At 67.7% G+C, this 19,019-nt stretch carries 19 protein-coding genes; 10 read left to right on the top strand and 9 right to left on the bottom strand.

Translation table 11 applies throughout. The features are described from left to right. Positions 1–506 precede the first annotated feature (506 nt). The 5 genes from QZ332_RS04615 (at position 507) to QZ332_RS04595 (ending at position 6,944) form a co-directional block, all read left to right on the top strand. Positions 507–2,738, top strand: coding sequence for an ATP-binding protein (locus tag QZ332_RS04615; protein ID WP_295762948.1), 2,232 nt, complete (start codon positions 507–509; stop codon positions 2,736–2,738). 46 nt (positions 2,739–2,784) lie between these two features. After that, positions 2,785–3,606 (top strand): P-loop NTPase, encoded by an 822-nt coding sequence (locus tag QZ332_RS04610; protein WP_295762945.1) that lies wholly within the window; start codon positions 2,785–2,787, stop codon positions 3,604–3,606. 182 nt (positions 3,607–3,788) lie between these two features. Next, positions 3,789–4,367, top strand: a complete 579-nt coding sequence (locus QZ332_RS04605) for a xanthine phosphoribosyltransferase (RefSeq protein WP_295762942.1) — start codon at positions 3,789–3,791, stop codon at positions 4,365–4,367. A 14-nt stretch (positions 4,368–4,381) separates the two neighbouring features. After that, positions 4,382–5,923 (top strand): glutamine-hydrolyzing GMP synthase, encoded by a 1,542-nt coding sequence (guaA, locus tag QZ332_RS04600; RefSeq protein WP_295762939.1) that lies wholly within the window; start codon positions 4,382–4,384, stop codon positions 5,921–5,923. Positions 5,924–6,071: 148 nt separating this feature from the next. Further along, entirely contained in the window at positions 6,072–6,944 is an 873-nt protein-coding gene (locus QZ332_RS04595; RefSeq protein ID WP_295762936.1) for an aldose 1-epimerase family protein, read from the top strand. A 43-nt stretch (positions 6,945–6,987) separates the two neighbouring features. Here the strand turns inward: QZ332_RS04595 and QZ332_RS04590 are convergent, their stop codons facing one another. The 5 genes from QZ332_RS04590 to QZ332_RS04570 form a co-directional block, all read right to left on the bottom strand. Next, the gene (locus tag QZ332_RS04590; RefSeq protein ID WP_295762926.1) at positions 6,988–8,571 is read right to left on the bottom strand and encodes a hypothetical protein; all 1,584 of its coding nucleotides are present in this window, start codon (positions 8,569–8,571) and stop codon (positions 6,988–6,990) included. Then, entirely contained in the window at positions 8,568–9,128 is a 561-nt protein-coding gene (locus QZ332_RS04585; RefSeq protein ID WP_295762919.1) for an RNA polymerase sigma factor, read from the bottom strand. Before QZ332_RS04585 ends, QZ332_RS04590 begins: the two co-directional genes overlap by 4 nt. 190 nt (positions 9,129–9,318) lie before the next feature. Continuing rightward, a complete protein-coding gene (locus QZ332_RS04580; protein ID WP_295762916.1) occupies positions 9,319–10,818 on the bottom strand; it encodes a glycine betaine ABC transporter substrate-binding protein in 1,500 nt (499 codons plus the stop codon). After that, positions 10,815–11,459: an ABC transporter permease gene (locus QZ332_RS04575; RefSeq protein WP_295762910.1), complete on the bottom strand. Its 645-nt coding sequence runs from the start codon at positions 11,457–11,459 to the stop codon at positions 10,815–10,817. The genes QZ332_RS04580 and QZ332_RS04575 overlap by 4 nt, the downstream gene beginning before the upstream one ends. Next, entirely contained in the window at positions 11,456–12,568 is a 1,113-nt protein-coding gene (locus QZ332_RS04570) for a betaine/proline/choline family ABC transporter ATP-binding protein (RefSeq protein ID WP_295762907.1), read from the bottom strand. Before QZ332_RS04570 ends, QZ332_RS04575 begins: the two co-directional genes overlap by 4 nt. Positions 12,569–13,004: 436 nt before the next feature. On the opposite strand from QZ332_RS04570, the gene QZ332_RS04565 reads away from it, so the two are divergent. Beyond that, complete coding sequence (locus QZ332_RS04565) at positions 13,005–13,667, top strand: nitroreductase family protein (protein ID WP_295762904.1); 663 nt, start codon at positions 13,005–13,007, stop codon at positions 13,665–13,667. A gap of 65 nt (positions 13,668–13,732) precedes the next feature. Here QZ332_RS04565 and proC read toward each other — a convergent pair whose 3' ends face one another. The 4 genes from proC to QZ332_RS04545 form a co-directional block, all read right to left on the bottom strand. Further along, positions 13,733–14,530 (bottom strand): pyrroline-5-carboxylate reductase, encoded by a 798-nt coding sequence (proC, locus tag QZ332_RS04560; protein WP_295762901.1) that lies wholly within the window; start codon positions 14,528–14,530, stop codon positions 13,733–13,735. Between the two features lie 31 nt (positions 14,531–14,561). Next, positions 14,562–15,809 (bottom strand): glutamate-5-semialdehyde dehydrogenase, encoded by a 1,248-nt coding sequence (locus QZ332_RS04555; protein ID WP_295762897.1) that lies wholly within the window; start codon positions 15,807–15,809, stop codon positions 14,562–14,564. After that, a complete protein-coding gene (proB, locus tag QZ332_RS04550) occupies positions 15,806–16,621 on the bottom strand; it encodes a glutamate 5-kinase (RefSeq protein WP_295762894.1) in 816 nt (271 codons plus the stop codon). Before proB ends, QZ332_RS04555 begins: the two co-directional genes overlap by 4 nt. A gap of 117 nt (positions 16,622–16,738) precedes the next feature. Beyond that, positions 16,739–16,906: a hypothetical protein gene (locus QZ332_RS04545; protein ID WP_295762887.1), complete on the bottom strand. Its 168-nt coding sequence runs from the start codon at positions 16,904–16,906 to the stop codon at positions 16,739–16,741. 199 nt (positions 16,907–17,105) lie between these two features. On the opposite strand from QZ332_RS04545, the gene QZ332_RS04540 reads away from it, so the two are divergent. From QZ332_RS04540 to QZ332_RS04525, 4 genes are all read left to right on the top strand, one after another. Then, positions 17,106–17,831, top strand: a complete 726-nt coding sequence (locus tag QZ332_RS04540; protein WP_295762882.1) for a ClpP family protease — start codon at positions 17,106–17,108, stop codon at positions 17,829–17,831. 126 nt (positions 17,832–17,957) lie between these two features. Continuing rightward, positions 17,958–18,122, top strand: a complete 165-nt coding sequence (locus QZ332_RS04535) for a DUF6440 family protein (RefSeq protein WP_295762879.1) — start codon at positions 17,958–17,960, stop codon at positions 18,120–18,122. A gap of 19 nt (positions 18,123–18,141) precedes the next feature. Then, positions 18,142–18,663, top strand: a complete 522-nt coding sequence (locus tag QZ332_RS04530) for a hypothetical protein (RefSeq protein ID WP_295762876.1) — start codon at positions 18,142–18,144, stop codon at positions 18,661–18,663. After that, the gene (locus tag QZ332_RS04525) at positions 18,660–18,854 is read left to right on the top strand and encodes a helix-turn-helix transcriptional regulator (RefSeq protein WP_295762873.1); all 195 of its coding nucleotides are present in this window, start codon (positions 18,660–18,662) and stop codon (positions 18,852–18,854) included. Before QZ332_RS04530 ends, QZ332_RS04525 begins: the two co-directional genes overlap by 4 nt. Positions 18,855–19,019: the final 165 nt, after the last annotated feature.

Raw genomic sequence — 19,019 nt, 5'->3', positions numbered from 1 at the left:
TCGTTACGTTGTTTAATTTACAAGGTACACGCCTCTTCGGCGGAACGTTTGCTATTCTAGCACGCTCTCCCCTCTTTGTCAAGCTCTTTTTTCAAATCTTTTTCAGATCTTTTCGAGCCCGGCTCCCAGGTCCCATGCTATTCTGTTAGCCTTGCTATCTTACCACACCAGCCGAGCTTTGTCAAGAGGTTTCTTTCAAGTTCCTTCCGTCCCTCGTCCGCGACCTCTTGCCGCACGCCGCCGCCGTGTCAGACAGCTTTGTTAGATTACCAGATGTCCCCCGGTTTGTCAATCCCTTTTTTCAATTTTTTTCGCTTTTTGCAAAATGACGGGCAAAGCCCCAAGATCTGGTATGACCTCTGGTCATTTTTAAAAACCACCTGTGCAAAGCCGGAGGACTGTGCTATACTGTCCTTATGGTCCCCTCTTCCCGCCAGATCATGTGATCGGGACTTCGTTTTACATCGTTTTATATTAAGGAGTTGATCCCTTTGCGCATACGCCGCATGACCGCCACCTTCGGCAAGCTCCAAGAACAGGTCCTGGAGCTCCAGGACGGCCTGAACATCCTCCAGGCCCCCAACGAGACCGGCAAATCCACCTGGTGCGCCTTCCTCCTCTCCATGTTCTACGGCATCAACACCAAGGAACGGGACCGGGGCGGCGTCCTGGCGGACAAGAACCGCTACGCTCCCTGGTCCGGCGTCCCCATGTCCGGGCGCCTGGACTGCGTCGCCGGGGGCGAGAACCTGACCCTTTTCCGCACCACCCGCCGCCAGACGGCCCCCATGGGGGAGCTCCAGGCCCTCTACACCGGCACCGCCGACCCGGTCCCCGGCCTCACCGCGGCCAACTGCGGCGAAGAGCTCCTGGGCGTCAGCCGGGAGGTCTATGCCCGCAGCGCCTTCATCCGCCAGGGCGGCGTGGCGGTCAGCCAGGACCCCGGCCTGGAGCGTCGCATCGCCGCCCTCATCACCTCCGGCGAGGAGGACACCTCTTATAGCGAAGCGGTGGAGCTCCTGAAGAAACAGCTGAACCGCCGCCGCCACAACAAGACCGGCCAGCTCCCGGCCCTGGAGGCGGAGCTCCAGGAGACGGAGGCCCTCCTCGCCTCCCAGGCGGAGCTGGTCCGCCAGCGGGAGAACCTGATCGCCCGCTCGGCGGAGCTGGAGGCCAAAGAGGCCGCGCTGGACGGCGAGCTGACCGCCCTGGACCGCTGGGACGTCCACTGCCGGCACCAGGCCCTCCGCCAGGTGGAGGACGCCGCCGCCCAGGCGGAGGAGAAAGCCGCCGCCCTCCGCCGCCGTCTGGAGGAGGAGCAGATCCCCGAGAACGACGTGACGGGCCGTCTCCGGGGGGCCATCGTCAACCTGAACACCGTCCGCAAGAGCGCGGAGAAGGCCCAGGAGGAATACCAAGCCGCCAAAGACGCGCTCGACCGGGCGGAGGACAAGCTCTCCGCCAGCCCCTTCGCGGGCCGGACGGCGGAGGAGGCCCACCGGGCCGCCGCCGATCCCCTCCCGGACTTCAAGCCGCCCCGCCGGGCCGCGCTGCTGACGGCGCTGCTGGGCCTCTGCGCCGCCGGAGGCGTGGGATACGGCGTCTACATCTACATGAAAGATCTCTATGCCGCCCTGGGGGCCGCCGCCGGGGTGCTGGTCCTCGCCCTCATCGCCGCCCTCCTGATCGGGAAGCGGGCGGTGGGGAAGGCCAGGACCGCCGCCCTCACCGGCCGCTATGGCACTGCCGTCCCGTCGGAGATCTCCGCCCTGGCGGAGACCTATGCGGGCCTCCTCTCGGACCGGGACGCCGCCCAGGCGGAGGCCGCCGCCAAGTCCGCCGCCTCCCAGGGCCTCTGGCAGTCCGTGGACGTGAACGCGGACGGCATCCTGGAGGAGGTCCGCCGCTTCGCCCCCGCGGCCTATGACATCCCCAGCGCCGACGCCGCCCTCCGGGCCAGCGCCCTGCTCCGCAAGGAGCTGGCGGACGCGGACAAAACCGCCCGGGAGGCCCGCATCCGGGCGGATCTCCAGGCCCAGCAGGCCCCCGCCCTCCCCGAGGACCTGCCCGCTCCCGCGCAGCCCGTCCGGGACCGCAGGGCCGTGACGGAGGAGCTGGACCAGGTCCGGGCGGACCTGACCGCCCTCCGCTCCAATCTGGACCGCATCGCCGGGCGGCTCCACGCCACCGGGGACCCCCTGACGCTCCGGGCCGATGCCGAGCGCCTCACCGACGAGATCGCCTCCCTGGAGGGGGACCGCGCCGCCATCGAGCTGGCCCTGTCCACCCTGGCCCACGCCAACACCCAGCTCCAGGGCCGCTTCTCCCCCGCCCTGGGCCGGCGGGCGGCGGAGATCTTCGGCCGGCTCACCGGCGGCGCCTATGACGGCGTGCTGCTGGACAAGAGCCTCCGGGTCTCGGCGGAGCCCACGGGGGCCGGCGTGCCCCGGGACGTGGGCTATCTCTCCGCCGGGGCCGCCGACCAGCTCTATCTGGCGGTGCGCCTGGCCATCTGCGACCTGGTCCTCCCGGCGGAGGACCCCGTCCCCATCGTCCTGGACGACGCCCTGGCCAGCTTCGACGACGGCCGCTGCGCCGCCGCCCTGGACTATCTGCGCGAAGCGGCGCAGCGGCGCCAGATCCTCCTCTTCACCTGCCACAGCCGGGAGGCGTATCATTTCAAGGACGATCCCCGCGTCTCCATCCAGGTCTTGACGGCGCCGGAGGAGAAGGTATAGAATAAGGCCATATCATCTTATACGGGACCAGAGGAGGGCCTCACTCATGAGCGAATGCACCCACGACTGCTCCACCTGCGGCGAGTCCTGCGCGGACCGCCAGGAGCCCCAGTCTCTTTTGAAACAGCTGAACCCCCATGCCCGCGTGGGCAAGGTCTTCGGCGTCGTCTCCGGCAAGGGCGGCGTCGGCAAGTCCATGGTCACCAGCCAGCTGGCGGTCACCATGCGCCGCCGGGGCCATGCCGTCGGCATCCTGGACGCCGACGTCACCGGCCCCTCCATCCCCAAGGCGTTCGGCGTCCACGGCCAGGCCGTGGGCGGCGAGGACGGCATCTATCCCATGGAGTCCCGTTCCGGCATCCAGATGATGTCCACGAACCTGCTCCTGCCCAACGAGACGGACCCGGTCATCTGGCGGGGCCCGGTCATCTCGGGCGTCGTCCAGCAGTTCTGGACGGACGTCCTCTGGAACTGCGACTTCCTCTTCGTCGACATGCCCCCCGGCACGGGGGACGTGTCCCTCTCCGTCTTCCAGTCCATCCCCCTGGACGGCATCCTGGTGGTGGCCTCTCCCCAGGAGCTGGTGTCCATGGTGGTGGAGAAGGCCGTCAAGATGGCGGAGATGATGGAGGTGCCCATCCTGGGCCTCATCGAGAACATGAGCTATGTCCTCTGCCCCGACTGCGGGAAGGCGCTGCGCCTCTTCGGCGAGGGCAAGACCGCCGACGCCGCCAAGCGCCACGGCCTCCCCCTGCTGGCGGAGATGCCCATCGACCCGGCCCTGGCCGCCCTGGCGGACGCCGGGGACATCGAGTCCTTCCAGGGCGGCTGGCTGGACGCCGCCGCCGACCTCCTGGAAAAAAAGTGACGCCGCGCCGCGCTCCCCTGCCGGGCCCTCCCGGCGGGCGGAGCGCGGCGTCTTCCCTGCTCCCCCCAACTTGTACGGACCGCAGGAGGCCCGGCGCTCCGTTTTTGTCGGGAACGGCAATTGCAAAAACCGTCCCGATCCGACATAATAAGGGTAAAGATATGATATAGGAGGAGATCACCATGCAGGAACTGAAAGACCGCATCATCAAAGAGGGCAAGGTCCTCCCCGGCAGCATCATCAAGGTGGACGGGTTCCTGAACCACCGGGTGGACACGGTCCTGCTGGAGCACATCGCCGAGGAGTTCGGCCGCCATTTCGACATGGACCGGGTCACCGTCATCCTCACCGCCGAAGCCAGCGGCATCGCCCTGGCGGCCATCGTGGCCCGGCACTTCGGAAAGCCCATGATCTTCGCCAAGAAGGCCAAGAGCGACAACATCGAAGGCGGCCTCTACCAGAGCGAGATCTTCTCTTATACCTACAAGAAGAAAGTCACCCTCCTGGTCAGCAAGGAGTGGCTCCACACCGGGGACAAGGTGCTGGTGGTGGACGACTTCATGGCCAACGGCGAGGCCGTGCGGGGCCTGTGCGACATCGTGGAGAAGGCCGGGGCCGAGCTGGTGGGCGTCGGCTGCGCCGTGGAGAAGGGGTTCCAGGGCGGCGGCGACCGCCTCCGGGAGGCCGGCGTGGACCTCCGCTCCCTGGCCGTCATCGAGTCCGCCGAGCCGGGGAACATCGTTTTCCGGGAGGAAGCCTGAAAGGAAGTGTTCGGATGTCCCATCAGACCGTCATCGTCCTGGACTTCGGCGGGCAGTACGATCAGCTGATCGCCCGCCGGGTCCGGGAGCTGGGCGTCTACTGCGAGGTGAAGCCCTATACCGCCCCCCTGGCCGAGCTGGAGGCCCTGGCCCCCATCGGCATCATCTTCACCGGCGGACCGGGGAGCGTCTATGACCCCGCCGCTCCCCACGCGGACCCGGCGCTCTTCACCTGGGGCGTGCCCATCCTGGGCATCTGCTACGGCTGTCAGCTCCTGGCCCATCACTTGGGGGGGCGGGTCACCGCCGCCCAGGGCGGCTCCGCCCGGGAGTACGGCAAGACCGAGACCACCTTCGACACGGAGTGCCGGCTTTTCCGGGGCCTCCCCGCCCAAAGCGTCACCTGGATGAGCCACGGCGATTATATGGAGGCCGTGCCGGAGGGGTTCCGGCTCTGCGCCCGCAGCGCCGCCTGCCCCAACGTGGCCATCGCCGACGAGGCCCGCGGCTTTTACGGCGTCCAGTTCCATCCGGAGGTCGGCCACACGGAGCGGGGCCTGGACATGCTCCGCAACTTCCTCTACGAGGTCTGCGGCGCCACGGGCGACTGGACCATGGGGGACTACAAGGGCTCCGCCATCCGGCGTCTCCGGGAGGAGATCGGGGACGGGGAGGTCCTCCTGGCCCTCAGCGGCGGGGTGGACAGCTCCGTCGCCGCCGCCCTCCTGGCCGAGGCCGTGGGCCGCCAGCTGACCTGCGTCTTCGTGGACCACGGCCTGATGCGCCTGGACGAGGGCGACGAAGTGGAAGCCGCCTTCTCGAAATGGGACATCCGGTTCATCCGGGTGGACGCGGAGGAGCGGTTCCTCGCCAGGCTTTCCGGCGTGACGGAGCCGGAGGCCAAGCGGAAGATCATCGGCGAGGAGTTCATCCGCGTCTTCGAGGCGGAGGCCAAGAAGATCGGCAAAGTGGACTACCTGGCCCAGGGGACCATCTATCCCGACGTGATCGAGTCCGGCGCTGAGGACGCCGCCGTCATCAAGAGCCACCACAACGTGGGGGGCCTCCCCGCGTGCGTGGACTTCAAGGAGATCGTCGAGCCCCTGCGCCTGCTGTTCAAGGACGAGGTCCGGGCCCTGGGCCGGGAGCTGGGCCTGCCGGAGCACCTGGTCAGCCGCCAGCCCTTCCCGGGGCCGGGCCTGGCGATCCGCATCCTCGGCGAGGTGACCCGCGAGAAGCTGGACATGCTCCGCCAGGCGGACTCCATCTTCCGGGGCGAGATCGCCCAAGCGGGCCTTAGCGGGACCATGGACCAGTATTTCGCCGTGCTGACGAACATGCGCTCCGTCGGCGTCATGGGCGACGGGCGGAGCTATGACTACGCCCTGGCCCTGCGCGGCGTCACCACCAGCGATTTCATGACCGCGGACTGGGCCCGCATCCCCTACGACGTCCTGGACCGGGTGAGCGTCCGGGTGGTGAACGAGGTGCCCCACATCAACCGGGTCCTCTACGACATCACCTCCAAGCCCCCGGCGACCATCGAATACGAGTGAAGCCCGCGGCGCAGGCCCGCATGGATACCGCCCGCCCGCCTCATGATGCCGGCAGGCCCGCGGACGCCCCGCCCCGGGGCACGGCACATACCGTCTCATATCTCACATCCACCAGATTCGCCGGATCTGGATGACAGGAGGCATCCCTATGCGTCTCACCCTTTCCAACGCCGCCCTCCGCGCCGCCGTCCAGACCCAGGGCGGCGAGCTGGTCTCCCTCCGAGATCCGTCCGGCGTGGAGTATATCTGGCAGGGCGACCCCGCCTTTTGGTCCGGACAAAACCCCACCCTCTTCCCCATCGTGGGCAGCCTGAAGGACGGCCGGGTGGACATCGACGGGCGGACCTTCGAGATGGCCCGCCACGGCTTCGCCCGCCGCAGTGTGTTCACGGTCGCGGAGCAGGGCGGGGACTACGCCGTCCTGGAGCTTCGGGAGGGCCCCGAGACCCTGGCCCGCTATCCCTTCCCCTTCGTCCTCCGGATCCGGCACCAGCTCCTGGAGGACGGCTTCACCACCGCCTTCACGGTGGAAAACCCCGGCGGAGCGCCCATGCCCTTCTGCATCGGCGCCCACACCGCCATCAACTGCCCCCTCTTCCCCGGGGAGCGCTTCGAGGACTATGCGCTCGTCTTCGACCAGCCCGAGGACGCGGACACCCTCCTCCTGACCCCGGAGGGCCTCCTCCGCGCCGGCGGCAGGGAGCCCATGCTCCGCGCCGGGGAGACGGCCCTGGACTACGATACCTTCCGCCGCCTGGACACCGTCATCTTCCAGGGCCTGCGCTCCAAGAGCGTGGCCCTGCGGCACAAGGACACGGGCCGGGGCGTCTCCCTGGACTTCAGCCAGTTCCCCATGATCGCCTTCTGGACGAAGCCCGGCGCTCCCTTCCTCTGCATGGAGCCCTGGCACGGCTGTGCCGCCCTGGACGACGAATCCGGCCGTTTCCAGGACAAGCCCCATGTCGTCACCCTGGCCCCCGGCGAACGGAAGGACCTGGCCTATACCTTCACCCTTTTATAAGCTTTGCAGAGAAGGCCCTCCGGCTTGCCGGAGGGCCTTCCTGTCATCTTCGATCCTCTCTCACCCGGACCGCCATATAGTAATGCTCCTGCTCCGGGTCCAGCTCCACGGACATGATCCCCTCCTCCAGGTCGAACCCGAAGTCCTGCTCCACCAGCTCCACCCCTTCCGTGTTCACCAGAGCGGCGCTCTGCCGGGTGAACGTCAGCCCGGACCCCAGCCGGGTCACCAGATCGTAGCCCTGGAGCCCCACGTTCTCCGAACCGGAGCACCCGTAATCGAAGCTGGGCATCTTCCAGAGCTCACAGCGCACCTCCGCGCTCCCCCCGGCGGGCACCGTCACCGGGAAGCCCAGGTACAGCACCCGGTCCTGACTCAGGGTCTCCGCCAGGATATCGTCCAGCCGCCCGTCGGCATAGCGGTCCATGGGCGCACCGGAGAGGGCCCCGTACTGGCTCAGCAGCTCCGCCGCGGCCCCCCGGTACATCTCCGGGGAGACCACGGCGGAAGCGCCCTCCCGGTCCTGGGCATAACGCTCCCGGTGATAGGCGCACAGCCGGTCCAGCACCGCGTCCAGGGTGGTCTCGCTCCGGGTGACGGAGCAGGACACGCCCTCGATCTCCTCCCCCGGGCCGCAGCCCCCGTCCTGATAGCCCTGGAGGACGTATCCCCCGATGTCCTCCCCCAGCACCACCAGCAGCTTCAGGTCCGACTCGCGCAGCGCCCCGTCGGGGACGAAGCAGCTGTACCGCCGGGAGCCCTCGTCCCACTCACAGCCGTTGAAGCCGTAGCTAAAGATCTTCGTGGCACGCTCGTCCAGGGTGAAGGACACCGCCTGGGTCGCCGCCGGATGCTCCTCATGGGGCGCGGTGAAGTCCGAGAACTCGTACACCGTCACCGGCGTATCCAGCACCGGCCGCTCCCCCAGCGCCTGCTCCAGATACTCCCCGCTCTCCAGCAGGGCCTCATACTCCGTCCAGCTGTCCAGCGTGTCCAAGTTCATGGTGTCCGGCGCGTCCGCTCCGAAGGTGGACCGGAAGCCCCCGGAGTACGCCCCGGCGTAAAGCGCGGCCTCCGCCGCCGCCCCGTCCACCGTCACCGCCGGGCAGACCTCCGCCAGACGGTCGAAGCTCCCGGCGAAGGGATACAGGGCCGTCACCGCGATCTCCTCCTCCGAGGGGTTCCGGAGGACATAGGCGTCCGTCACCTCCGCCCCCCATTGCCGGGCCTCTCCGTGGCCGTCGCTCCCCGGGGCAAGATCCCAGGTGACGCTCCGCTCCGCCGTCAGCCCGGCGGGGCCCTCCACGGCGGCCAGGGGGAATACCGGCCCGGCGTAGGACATGAAGGCGATCCCCTCCTCCACGCCCGGGCCGCCCCCGCCGCCCTCGCCGGGACAGACGGGCGCGCCGCCGGAGTCCGCCCCGCTGCTGCCGGACATCCCGCCGCCATAGCCGCGGAAGCCCCCCGCGGCCAGCCAGCCGAAGCCCACGCCGACCACCAGCGCCGCACACGCCGCCAGCGCCCCCCAGCGCTTCCAGAGGACCGCCCGCCGCCGGGTCTCCAGGGCCTCCTCCACCAGCGCCGGGTCCGTCAGGCCCAGCACCCGGAACAGCCGTTCCGCCTTCATACCGCGATCCCCTCCTCCTCCAGATATGCCCGCAGGGCCTTCCGGCTCCGGAAGAGGGAGGACTTGACCTTCCCCTCCCCGCAGCCTAAGGCCGCGCCGATCTCCGCCAGGCTCTCGCCGTACCAGTAGCGCCGGAGGAACATGCTCCGCCCCTCCCGGGAAAGCCCCCGGAGGAACACGTCCAGCGCCTCCGCCAGCTCCCGGTCCTCCAGCGCCCGCTCCGGCCCGCCGTCCCCAGCGGGGACGCACTCCTCCAGCTCCCCCAGCAGCACCTCCGTCCCGCCGCCCCGCTTCTCCGCCCGGAGGCGCTTCCAGCGGTCCAGGGACAGGTTCCGGGTGATGTGCCCCAGCCAGGTCCGGAAGGCCGCGGGCCGCGCCGGCGGGATGGCCTCCCAGGCCCGGAGGTAGGTGTCGCTGACGCATTCCTCCGAGTCCTCCCGGCTTTGCAGGAGGTTCCAGGCGATGCGGTGCAGGAGCCTCCCATATTTCCCGTCGGTCTCCTGGATGGCCCGCTGGTCCCGGTCCCAATACAGCTCGATGATCTGCCCGTCTTCCATATCTCCGCCTCCTCTCCGGTCGTCCTGCCTATATAGACGAAAAAACCGGGGCCCCGGTTCCGCGGGGAGAGCAAATTCTCGGCCCCGGAGGGTCCTCCCGCACGCGCCCCCTCCCCGCCGGCGGGGCCTCCCCTGCTCTTTCGACACTTTGGCCCCGGAGGGTCTCCCCTCCGGGGCCAGTCTCCTCGGGTCAGGACGCCAGCAGTCCCCGGCTCACCAGGAACTCCCGCGCCACGTCGTCCACGGTCCGCTTCTCCACGTCCACCTGATAGGTCATCTCCACCATGTCCTCGTTGGAGATCTCACCGCCCAGGACGTTCAGCACCTCGTCCAGACCGGGGAAGCGCTCCAGCGTGTCCTCCCGCACGAGGAAGGCCCCGTTGTACTCCGGGAAGAAGCCCAGGTCGTCCTCCAGCACCCGGAGCCCTGCCTTGCGGTTCAGTCCGTCGGTGGCGTAGACCACGGTCACGTCGAAGCTCCCCTTCTCGGCGGCGGCGTACTTGAGGCTCACGTCCACGGACAGCGTGTCCTTGAACTTCAGCCCGTAGAACTCGGTGAAGGGCCCGAACTTCATGCTGCCCTCCTGGGTGAAGAACTCGTGCTCCGCGCCGAAGACCAGCCCTCCGGCCACAGGGACCAGGTCGCTGACGTTCCGCGCGCCCTCCTCCACGTGCCCGGTCAGGGCGATGGCGTAGGTGTTGTCGAAGCCCAGCTTCTCCAGCATGGTCAGGCCGTGCTCCTCCCCGGCCAGCCGGCCGGCGAAGTCGTAGAGGCTCTCCCCCTCCGGCACGTCGGAGGGGTCCATGTGGAGGAACGTCGTCAGCAGCGTCCCGTCGTAGGAGATCATCAGGTCGCAGGTATGCCCGTCGCCGATGAGGGCCTTGAAGTTGTTCACCTGGGACATCTGGTCCTGGATGGTGACGGAGTACCCCGTCCGGTCCTCCACCAGGATCTTGGCCATGTGGTGCATGATCTGCGTCTCACTGTAGTCCCCGTCGTAGAGGAGCAGCTCCCCCTCCTGGGCGGAGCCCAGCCCGAAGGGCAGCAGCAGGACGAAGGCCAGCAAAACGGCGGCCACAGGGATCCACATGCCCTTCGTGCCGCCCCGCTTCCGGGTGTCCTTCTCGAACCACCCCATCAGCAGGTCCAGCGCCACGGAGATCACCATCAGCGCCCCGGTGCCGGAGAGGATCAGCGTCATGTCCTGGACGCGGATGCCCCGGTTGATGGCGCCGCCCAGGCCCCCTCCGCCCACGAAGGCGGCGAAGACGGCGGTGCCGATCGCGTTGACCACGGCGATGCGGATGCCGGTGAACACCGTGGGGAAGGCCAGGGGGAACTCCACCAGCAGCGTCCGGTACGCCTTGCTCATGCCCATGCCGCGGGCGGCCTCCTTCACGCCGCCGTCCACCTCCTGGAGCCCCAGGCAGGTGTTGCGCACGATGGGCAGGAGGGAATAGAGGGTGATGCCGGTGATGACCGTCACCTTGCCCGGATCCAAAAGCACCATGATGATGCCCAGCAGCGCCAGGGCCGGGATGGTCTGCAGGATGTCCACCACCCGCAGGATGACGGCCCGGGCCTTGGGGTAGAGATAGGCCAGGATGCCCAGGGGCAGGCCGATGCAGATGGACAGGATGCTCGCCGCCAAAACGATGAACAGATGCTCGCATACCATCGCCCAGGTCATTTGCCCACCCCCTTCCGCAGGCCCCGGGGCGTGACGCGCTTTTGCAGCAGGTCGATCAGCGCCCCGATGGCCACCGCCAGCACCGCCGCCGGGACGGCCCCCAGCAGGATGAGGGTATTATTGTTGGAGGTCGTCCCCTGGTAGATGAAATCCCCCAGGCCCCCCTGCCCGATCATAGCGGCCAGCACCGCCCAGGACACGGTATAGACCGCGGACATCCGCAGCCCCGCCACGATGGTGGGCATGGCCAGCGGCAGCTCCACCTTGACCAGCGTCTGGAGCTGGGACATGCCGCAGCCCTTCGCGGCCTCGATGTATTTCCGCTCCACGCCCAGGATGCCGGTGTAGGTGTTCTTCAGCACCGGGAACATGGCATAGATGGCGAGGGAGACGATGACGGTGGCCGGGACCATGCCCAGCGCCAGGAACAGCAGCCCGATGAACACCAGCCCGGGGATGGTCTGGAACACGGACAGCAGGGGCATGATGAGGTTCGAGACCCGCCGGGGCAGCCGGGAGAGGAGGATCCCCACCGTCAGCCCCAGGAGGAACCCGAACGCCACGGATACCACCACATACCCCGTGTGGACCGCCAGGGCCCTGGCCAGCGCGCCGCCGTAAGTATCGATCAGGGCCCTCATCGCGCGTCCCCCCACAGGTTGGCGGACACGGACCGGGCCACGCTGGTCTTGGTGACGATGCCGGCGATGGTGTCGTCCTCGTTCAGCACCACCACATAGGGCTCACCGGATTCCAGCAGGTAGTCGAAGCACTCCTTGGCCTCGTCCCCCACCCGTGCGGTGCGGGCGGTCTGGCGGATCAGGGGCTCGATGCTCCGCAGGTCCTGCCCCCAGCGGCGGATGTCGCCGATGGAGACCACGCCCAGATACCGCTTCTCCTGGTCCGTCACCAGCAGGGTGTCCACGTTGCCCCGGGCCATCCGCTCCGTGCACTCCCGCACGCCCCGGTCCTTCTTCACGCTGAGGACGTTGGCCCGCATGAAGGACTCCACCGTCGTCGGCGCGGGATCCTCCGCCGTGTGCTTGCCCAGGAAGCTGCGCACCAGGTCGCTGGCGGGCTTTTCCAGCATCTCCTCCGGAGAGGCCATCTGCACGATGCGCCCCGCCTCCATGAAGATGATGATGTCCGCCAGCTTCAGCGCCTCGCCCATGTCGTGGGTGACGAAGACGATGGTCTTCTCCAGCTTCTGCTGGAGGTTCTTCACCTCGTCCTGCAGGGTCTCCCGCGTCATGGGGTCCAGGGCGCCGAAGGGCTCGTCCATCAGCACGATGGGCGGGGACGCCGCCAGGGCCCGGAGGACGCCGATCCGCTGCTGCTGCCCGCCGGAGAGCTCCGAGGGGTATTTGCCCGCGTGCTGCTCCATGCCCACCATCTTCAAAAGGTCGGGGACCAGCGCGTCGCACTTGGCCTTGTCATAGCGCAGCAGCTTCGGCACCACGCAGATGTTCTGGGCCACGGTCATGTTGGGGAACAGGCCGATCTGCTGGATGACATAGCCGATGTGCCGCCGGAGCTGGACCTTGTCCGTCTCCCGGACGTCCCTGCCGTCGATGGAGATGGTGCCGGAGTCCGGCTCGATGAGGCGGTTGATGGTCTTGAGGGTGGTGGTCTTGCCGCAGCCCGAGGGTCCGATCAGGACCACGAACTGCCCGTCCGGGATGGTGAAGGTCAGATCCTTCAGGATCTGGGTCTTGCCATAGCTTTTGCTGACGTGTTCGAATTGGATCATCGATTTCCTCCTTTTCCGCGAATGGTGCTCTTCTGTTCCCATTATACACGAGCATCTTGCGAAAGTAAAGGAAAGGAACCTCCAAATTTTCATTTGAAAGTTCTATATTAACGAAAAATTTACGCTTATTTTTTGAATAGTGTCAAAAAACGTTTTAAAACGAACGCAAACGTTTGCGAAAAGGGATCGAATTTCCTTCCGATCCTATCCAAAAGAGGAGATCTATGGTATGATATCCCTGCCATTTTCAGTACGGGAGGCGGGGCCCGCCGGCGCCTGCGGAGGGCCCCGGCGCCCCGGACGGGCCTGGCGGAGGGATCCCCTGCGCCGGCGGAGCGTCCCCGTGCCGCGGGCCGGACCGCCGCCCGGCAGGGCCGTCCCCGCCTCGGTGTTTCGGGGCCGTATCCGCCGGGGGATGCGGGATAAGGAGGAGACTATGGACTTGAAAACAGCGATGGAGCGCCGCCACGCCGTGCGGCAGTACCGGGGCCTGCCCATCCCGCCGGAGACCGCGGCGGAGCTGGAGCGGGAGATCGCCGCCTGCAATGCCGAGGGCGGCCTGCACATCCAGCTGGCCCTGGAAGAGCCGGAGGCGTTCCGGGGCCCCCTGGCCCATTACGGCAGCTTCCGGAACGTGCGGGACTATCTCTGCCTCGCCGGGCCCCAGGGGCCGGAGCTGGAGGAGAAGATCGGCTACTACGGCCAGCGGCTGGTCCTCCGGGCGTTCCAGCTGGGGCTGGATTCCTGCTGGACGGCCCTGACCTTCCGGAAGCGGAAGTGCCGCTGTGACCTGCGCCCCGGCGAGAAGCTGGTCTGTGCCGTCGCCCTGGGCTATGGCAAGGACCACGGCGTCCCCCATAAGAGCAAGGCCCTGGAGGCCGTCTGCCGCTGGCCCGGCGACGCTCCTCCGGACTGGTTCCGGGCCGGGGCGGAGGCGGCCCTGCTGGCCCCCACCGCCCTTGGGCAGCAGAAATTCCTCCTGACGCTGGAGGGGGACCGGGTCCGGGCCGAGGCCCTGAAGGGCCCATACTCCCAGATCGACCTGGGCATCGTGAAATACCAGTTCGAGCTTGCCGCAGGTCGGAAGCCCTGGATATGAAAACGCGCCCCTCCCCGCTTCGCGGGGAGGGGCGCTCCATCTCCATTCTCCGGTCCAGCTCCGGTTCAGCCCAGCGCCTGGTTCTTCTCACACGCGGCGATCACCGCGTCCATCACCGCGCCCCGGAAGCCCGCTTCCTCCAGCTTCCGCACGCCCTGGATCGTGGACCCGCCGGGGGAGCAGACCGCGTCCTTCAGCGCGCCGGGATGCTGTCCGGACTCCAGGACCAGCCGCGCGGAGCCCGCCAGCATCTGCGCGGCGAACTCCACGGCCTGGGCCCTGGGGATGCCGCAGGCCACGCCGCCGTCGGCCAGGGCCTCGATGAAGAGGTCCGCGTAGGCCGGGCCGCAGCCCGCCACGGCGGAGCCCGCGTCCATCAGCCGCTCCGGGATGGCGGAGAACCGCCCCGCGCCGCTCATGGCGTCCAGGAAGGCCCCCTCCTCCTCGTCCGTGACGCCGGGGCCCCGGGTGTACAGGATCATCCCCTCCCCGATGGAACAGGGGGTGTTCGGCATGATGCGGAGGATGGGCCACGCCCCGCCCGCCATGTCCAGGATGCTCTCCATGCTGAGCCCCGCCGCCATGGAGACCAGGACGAAGCGGCTCTCCCGCGCCTTCAGGACCGGGCCGATCTCCTCCAGCAGTCCCCGCATCATCTGGGGCTTCACGCCCAGGAAGATGTAGTCCGCCTCTCCCGCGACCCTGCCGTTGTCCGCCGGCACCGCGCCCAGCTCCTCCGCCAGCGCCGCCGCCTTCTCCCGGCCGCGGTTCGCCAGGAGGATCTGCTCGCCGTCCAGCCTCCGCCGGGCGGCTTTCGCCAGGGCGCCGCCCATGTTGCCGGTGCCGATGAATCCAAAGGTCATATCGTTCGCCTCTCCTTTCTCCGGGCGGCCCTCAGCGGACCTGCCCCTCTCCGTAGATCACATACTTGCAGGAGGTCAGTTCCTCCAGGCCCATGGGGCCCCGCGCGTGCATCTTCTGGGTGGAGATGCCGATCTCCGCCCCCAGGCCGAACTCCCCGCCGTCGGTGAACCGGGTGGAGGCGTTGACATACACCGCCGCCGCGTCCACCGCGTCCAGGAACCGCTGGGCCTTGAAATAGTTCGCGGTGATGATGGCCTCCGAGTGTCCGGTGCCGTGCCGGCCGATGAAGCCGATGGCCTCCTCCATGTCCTTCACGGTCCGCACCGCCAGGATGAGATCGTCATACTCCTCGTCCCAGTCGCTCTCCTCCGCCGGGACGGCCCGGTCCCCTAAGATCCCCAGCGCCGTCCCGTCGCAGCGGAGCTCCACCCCGTCCCTATCCAGCAGGGGCACCGCCTTCTTCAAGAACGCCTCCGCCACGTCCTCCTGGATCAGCACGCACTCCACGGCGTTGCACACCGAGGGCCGGGAGCACTTGGCGTTATAGAGGATCTCCGCCCCCATGTCCAGGTCCGCCTCGCTGTCCACATAGATGTGGCAGACGCCCTCGCCGGTGCGGATGACGGGGACGCTGGCCTCCTTCGCCACGGCCCGGATCAGCCCCGCGCCGCCCCTGGGGATCAGCACGTCCACATAGCCGTCCAGATGCATCAGCTCCTTGGCCCCCTCGCGGCCGGTGTCCTGCACCAGCGACACGCAGTCCTCCGGCAGCCCCGCCGACCGCAGGGCCCGGCGCATCAGCTCCGCGGCCTTGCGGTTGGAGCGGATGGCCTCCTTCCCGCCCCGGAGGATGCAGGCGTTGCCGGACTTCAGGCACAGCGCCGCCGCGTCCACGGTGACGTTGGGCCGCGCCTCGAAGATGATGGCGACGACCCCCAGCGGCACCCGCCGCCGCCCGACGATCAGCCCGTTGGGCCGGGTCTCCATCCTGTCCACTCTCCCGATGGGGTCCGGCAGGGCGGCCACCTGCCGCACGCCCGCCACGATGCCGCAGATCCGCTCCGGCGTCAGGGCCAGCCGATCCAGCATGGCGGGGCGCATCCCCGCCTCCCGGGCGGCGGCGACGTCGGCGGCGTTGGCCTCCAGCCACTCGTCCTGCCGCTCGGTCAGCACCGCGGCCACCGCCTCCAGGGCGGCGTCCTTCTTCGCCGTCCCGGCGGTCGCCAGGATACGGCCCGCGGCCTTCGCCGCCGCTCCCTGCTGCTCCAGCGCCGTCATAGCGCGCCCTCCTTCCCCGCGGCGATGAACCGCGTCCCGATGTCCTGTCCTTCCACGATGCCGTAGAGCTCCTCCATCCTGGCCCCGTTGGCGATCACCATGTCGCACCCGGCCTCCATGGCGATCCTCGCGGCGGAGAGCTTGGTCGCCATGCCGCCGGTGCCCCGCCAGGTGCCCGCGCCGCCCGCCATCTCCAGGATCTGCGGCGTCAGCTCCGTCACCCGGTGGAGGAGCTTCGCCCCCGGATCGCGCTTGGGGTCCGCGTCGTACAGCCCGTCGATGTCGCTGAGCAGGACCAGCAAGTCCGCCCCGCACAGCTCCGCCACGATGGCGGAGAGGGTGTCGTTGTCGCCCAGGACCTTGTGGTGCCCCGTCTCGATCTCGGCGGAGGAGACGGAGTCGTTCTCGTTCACCACCGGGAGGATGCCCAGCTCCAAAAGGCTCGTGAAGGTGTTCTTCAGATGCTCCGCCCGGGCGGGGTCCTCCACGTCGTCCCCGGTGAGCAGGATCTGCGCCACGGTGCAGTTGTACTCCGAGAAGAGCTTGTCATAGATGTGCATCATCCGGCACTGCCCCACGGCGGCGGCGGCCTGCTTCATCCGCAGGGCCCTGGGCCGCTCGTCCAGGCCCATCCGGGCCGTGCCCACGGCGATGGCCCCGGAGGTCACCAGGATGATCTCCCGTCCGCCGCCGCTGAGGTCCGCCAGCACCCGGACCAGCCGTTCCATGCTCCGCAGATCCAGGCTCCCGGAGCTGTGGGTCAGGGTGGACGTGCCCACCTTGACCACGATACGCTGTTTGTTTCGAATCACGATCCCCTCCCGCCCCACGGGCATGATGTTGCCCCCAGTATAACACGCCGGGACGGAAAAGGAAAGCCCGGAGGCGCGAAAGAAAACGGCGGGCCTCCCCGCCGTCCCTCCGCCATGTCACCGCCGCTTCCGGCCCACCCGGACGACGGCATAAAGGAACAGGGCACCCAGGGCCGTTTCCCCGATCAGCTCGGCGGTATGGAAGCCCACCACGAAGCTCAGAGCCGTCTGTGCCGCGATGACCGCCGCCACCGCCAGGAGCGCTGTCCCGATACCCCTCATCATATCCTTCATCGTTTTCTCCTCCGTCTCTATTCCTCGTCCTCTTGGGACGGATATCAGTATACCAGCGCGGGGACGGCCCTGCCATAGCTTTGCCTTACAGTTCGCCCCCGTATCTTACGATGCCGTAAGATTCCGCCCCGGCGCGGGTAATTTCCGAAAAACCGGAAAAGCTACCCCCACGAAAGGAAGGTTGCTGACTATGACCAGATCCACCAAGCCCACCCAAACGGAAGACGATACACAACAGGAAGCCGCCCAGTCCATCCTGGATTTCGGCTCCGCCATGACGGCCACGCCCCACGGGAACATCTACTGCCTGACCATCATCGGCCAGATCGAGGGGCACATGACCGCCTCCTCCGGCACCAAGACCACGAAGTACGAGCACGTCCTCCCCCTCCTGGCCAAGCTGGAGGAGTCCGACGAGGTGGCGGGGATCCTCTTCCTCCTGAACACCGTGGGCGGCGACGTGGAGGCGGGCCTGGCCATCGCGGAGCTGATCGCCGGGATGACGAAGCCCACCGTCTCCATCGTCCTGGGGGGCAGCCACTCCATCGGCGTGCCCCTGGCCGTGGCCGCCCGGCGGAGCTTCGCCGTGCCCTCCGCCGCCATGACGATCCACCCCGTCCGCATGAGCGGCACCGTCATCGCCGCGCCCCAGACCTACAGCTACTTCCAGCGGCTCCAGGACCGGATCGTGTCCTTCGTCGCCGGGCACAGCCGCATCAAGGGGGAGGACTTCCAGGCCCTGATGCTGAAGAAGGACGACATGGCCGCGGACGTGGGCAGCGTCGTCTACGGAGAGGAGGCCGTCCGCCTGGGGCTGATCGACGAGGTGGGGGGCCTTTCCGACGGCCTCCGCTGGCTCTACGGCGAGATCGACGCCGGGAAGAAAAAGCGGAGGCGCAAGATCTCCGATGCCTGACGGCAGCGCTCCGGGCCCCGTGCCCGGAGTTTTTATCCGTCATTTTGTAAAATATACTTGACAAATAGCCCGCTAAGTATTACACTGTCCTCACGATCCAAAAACAAAGGACTAGGAGGACATTTTATGGACCGCTTTCAAAAGGTATACCGCCAGGGGACCATCGACGTCATGGAGATCTGGGTGGACACGGAGACCGGCGTCCACTATGTGTTCCACAGGAACGGGAATGCGGCGGGCTTCACGCCGCTGCTGGACCCGGAGGGCAGGCCGGTCGTGACCCGCGGATAACACGGGAGGAGGGATCGTTATGGACCACTATCATATCGGCATAGCGCTGGGCATATCCGTCGGGCTCCTGGCGGGGCTTCTGTTCGTGGCGCTGCTCTTCAAGAAAAAGATCCTGGACATGCACTTCGACGAGCGGCAGGAGCTGGCCCGGGGCAAGGCGTTCCAGTACGGCTTCCTCACCCTGCTCGCCACCACCTATGCCTACGGCATCTCGGACATATTGTTCGGACGGTGGTGCGACGTGCTGGCGGGCGTCGCCATCTGCCTGGCCGCCGGCCTGTGCGTGTTCGCCGTCACCTGCATCCTGAAGGACGCCTATCTCAGCCTCCGGGAAAAGCCCCGGAAGTTCATGGTCCTCTTCGCCCTGCTGTCCTTGTTCAACCTGGGCCTCGGCGTGATGTACGGCGTCTCCGGCGGTCTGGTGGAGGACGGCGTGCTGACCTTCCGGGCGGTGAACCCCATCCTCGGGGCGGCGACCCTGCTCATCCTCATCGTGTACATCGCCGACCACCTCTTACGGGACCGGGCGGAAGAAGGATGAAGAACCTGCGCATGAAGGCCGCCCGGGCGGCCCTGGACATGAGCCAGCAGCAGCTGGCCGACGCGGTGGGCGTCTCCCGCCAGACGATCAACGCCATCGAGAAGGGGGACTACAACCCCACCATCAAGCTCTGCGCCGCCATCTGCCGCCGCCTGGGGAAGACGCTGGACGAACTGTTCTGGGAGGGCTGAGCGCCGGCGCGGACGGCCCGGGCACAAACGTTTGCGCAAGCATATCTACGGAACCTCCCCGGGGCGCTCCCCTGATTTTTATCTAATTCTGACCTATCCACGGCCGGGAGCCTCTTGTATAATAGGGGACTGCAAGAAGCGTCCACGAGAGTTTCCCGGCCCCCG

This window comes from uncultured Oscillibacter sp. (genome assembly GCF_910584465.1).
GTDB lineage: Bacteria > Bacillota > Clostridia > Oscillospirales > Oscillospiraceae > Oscillibacter.
This window is presented reverse-complemented; position numbering and strand designations above follow the sequence as displayed.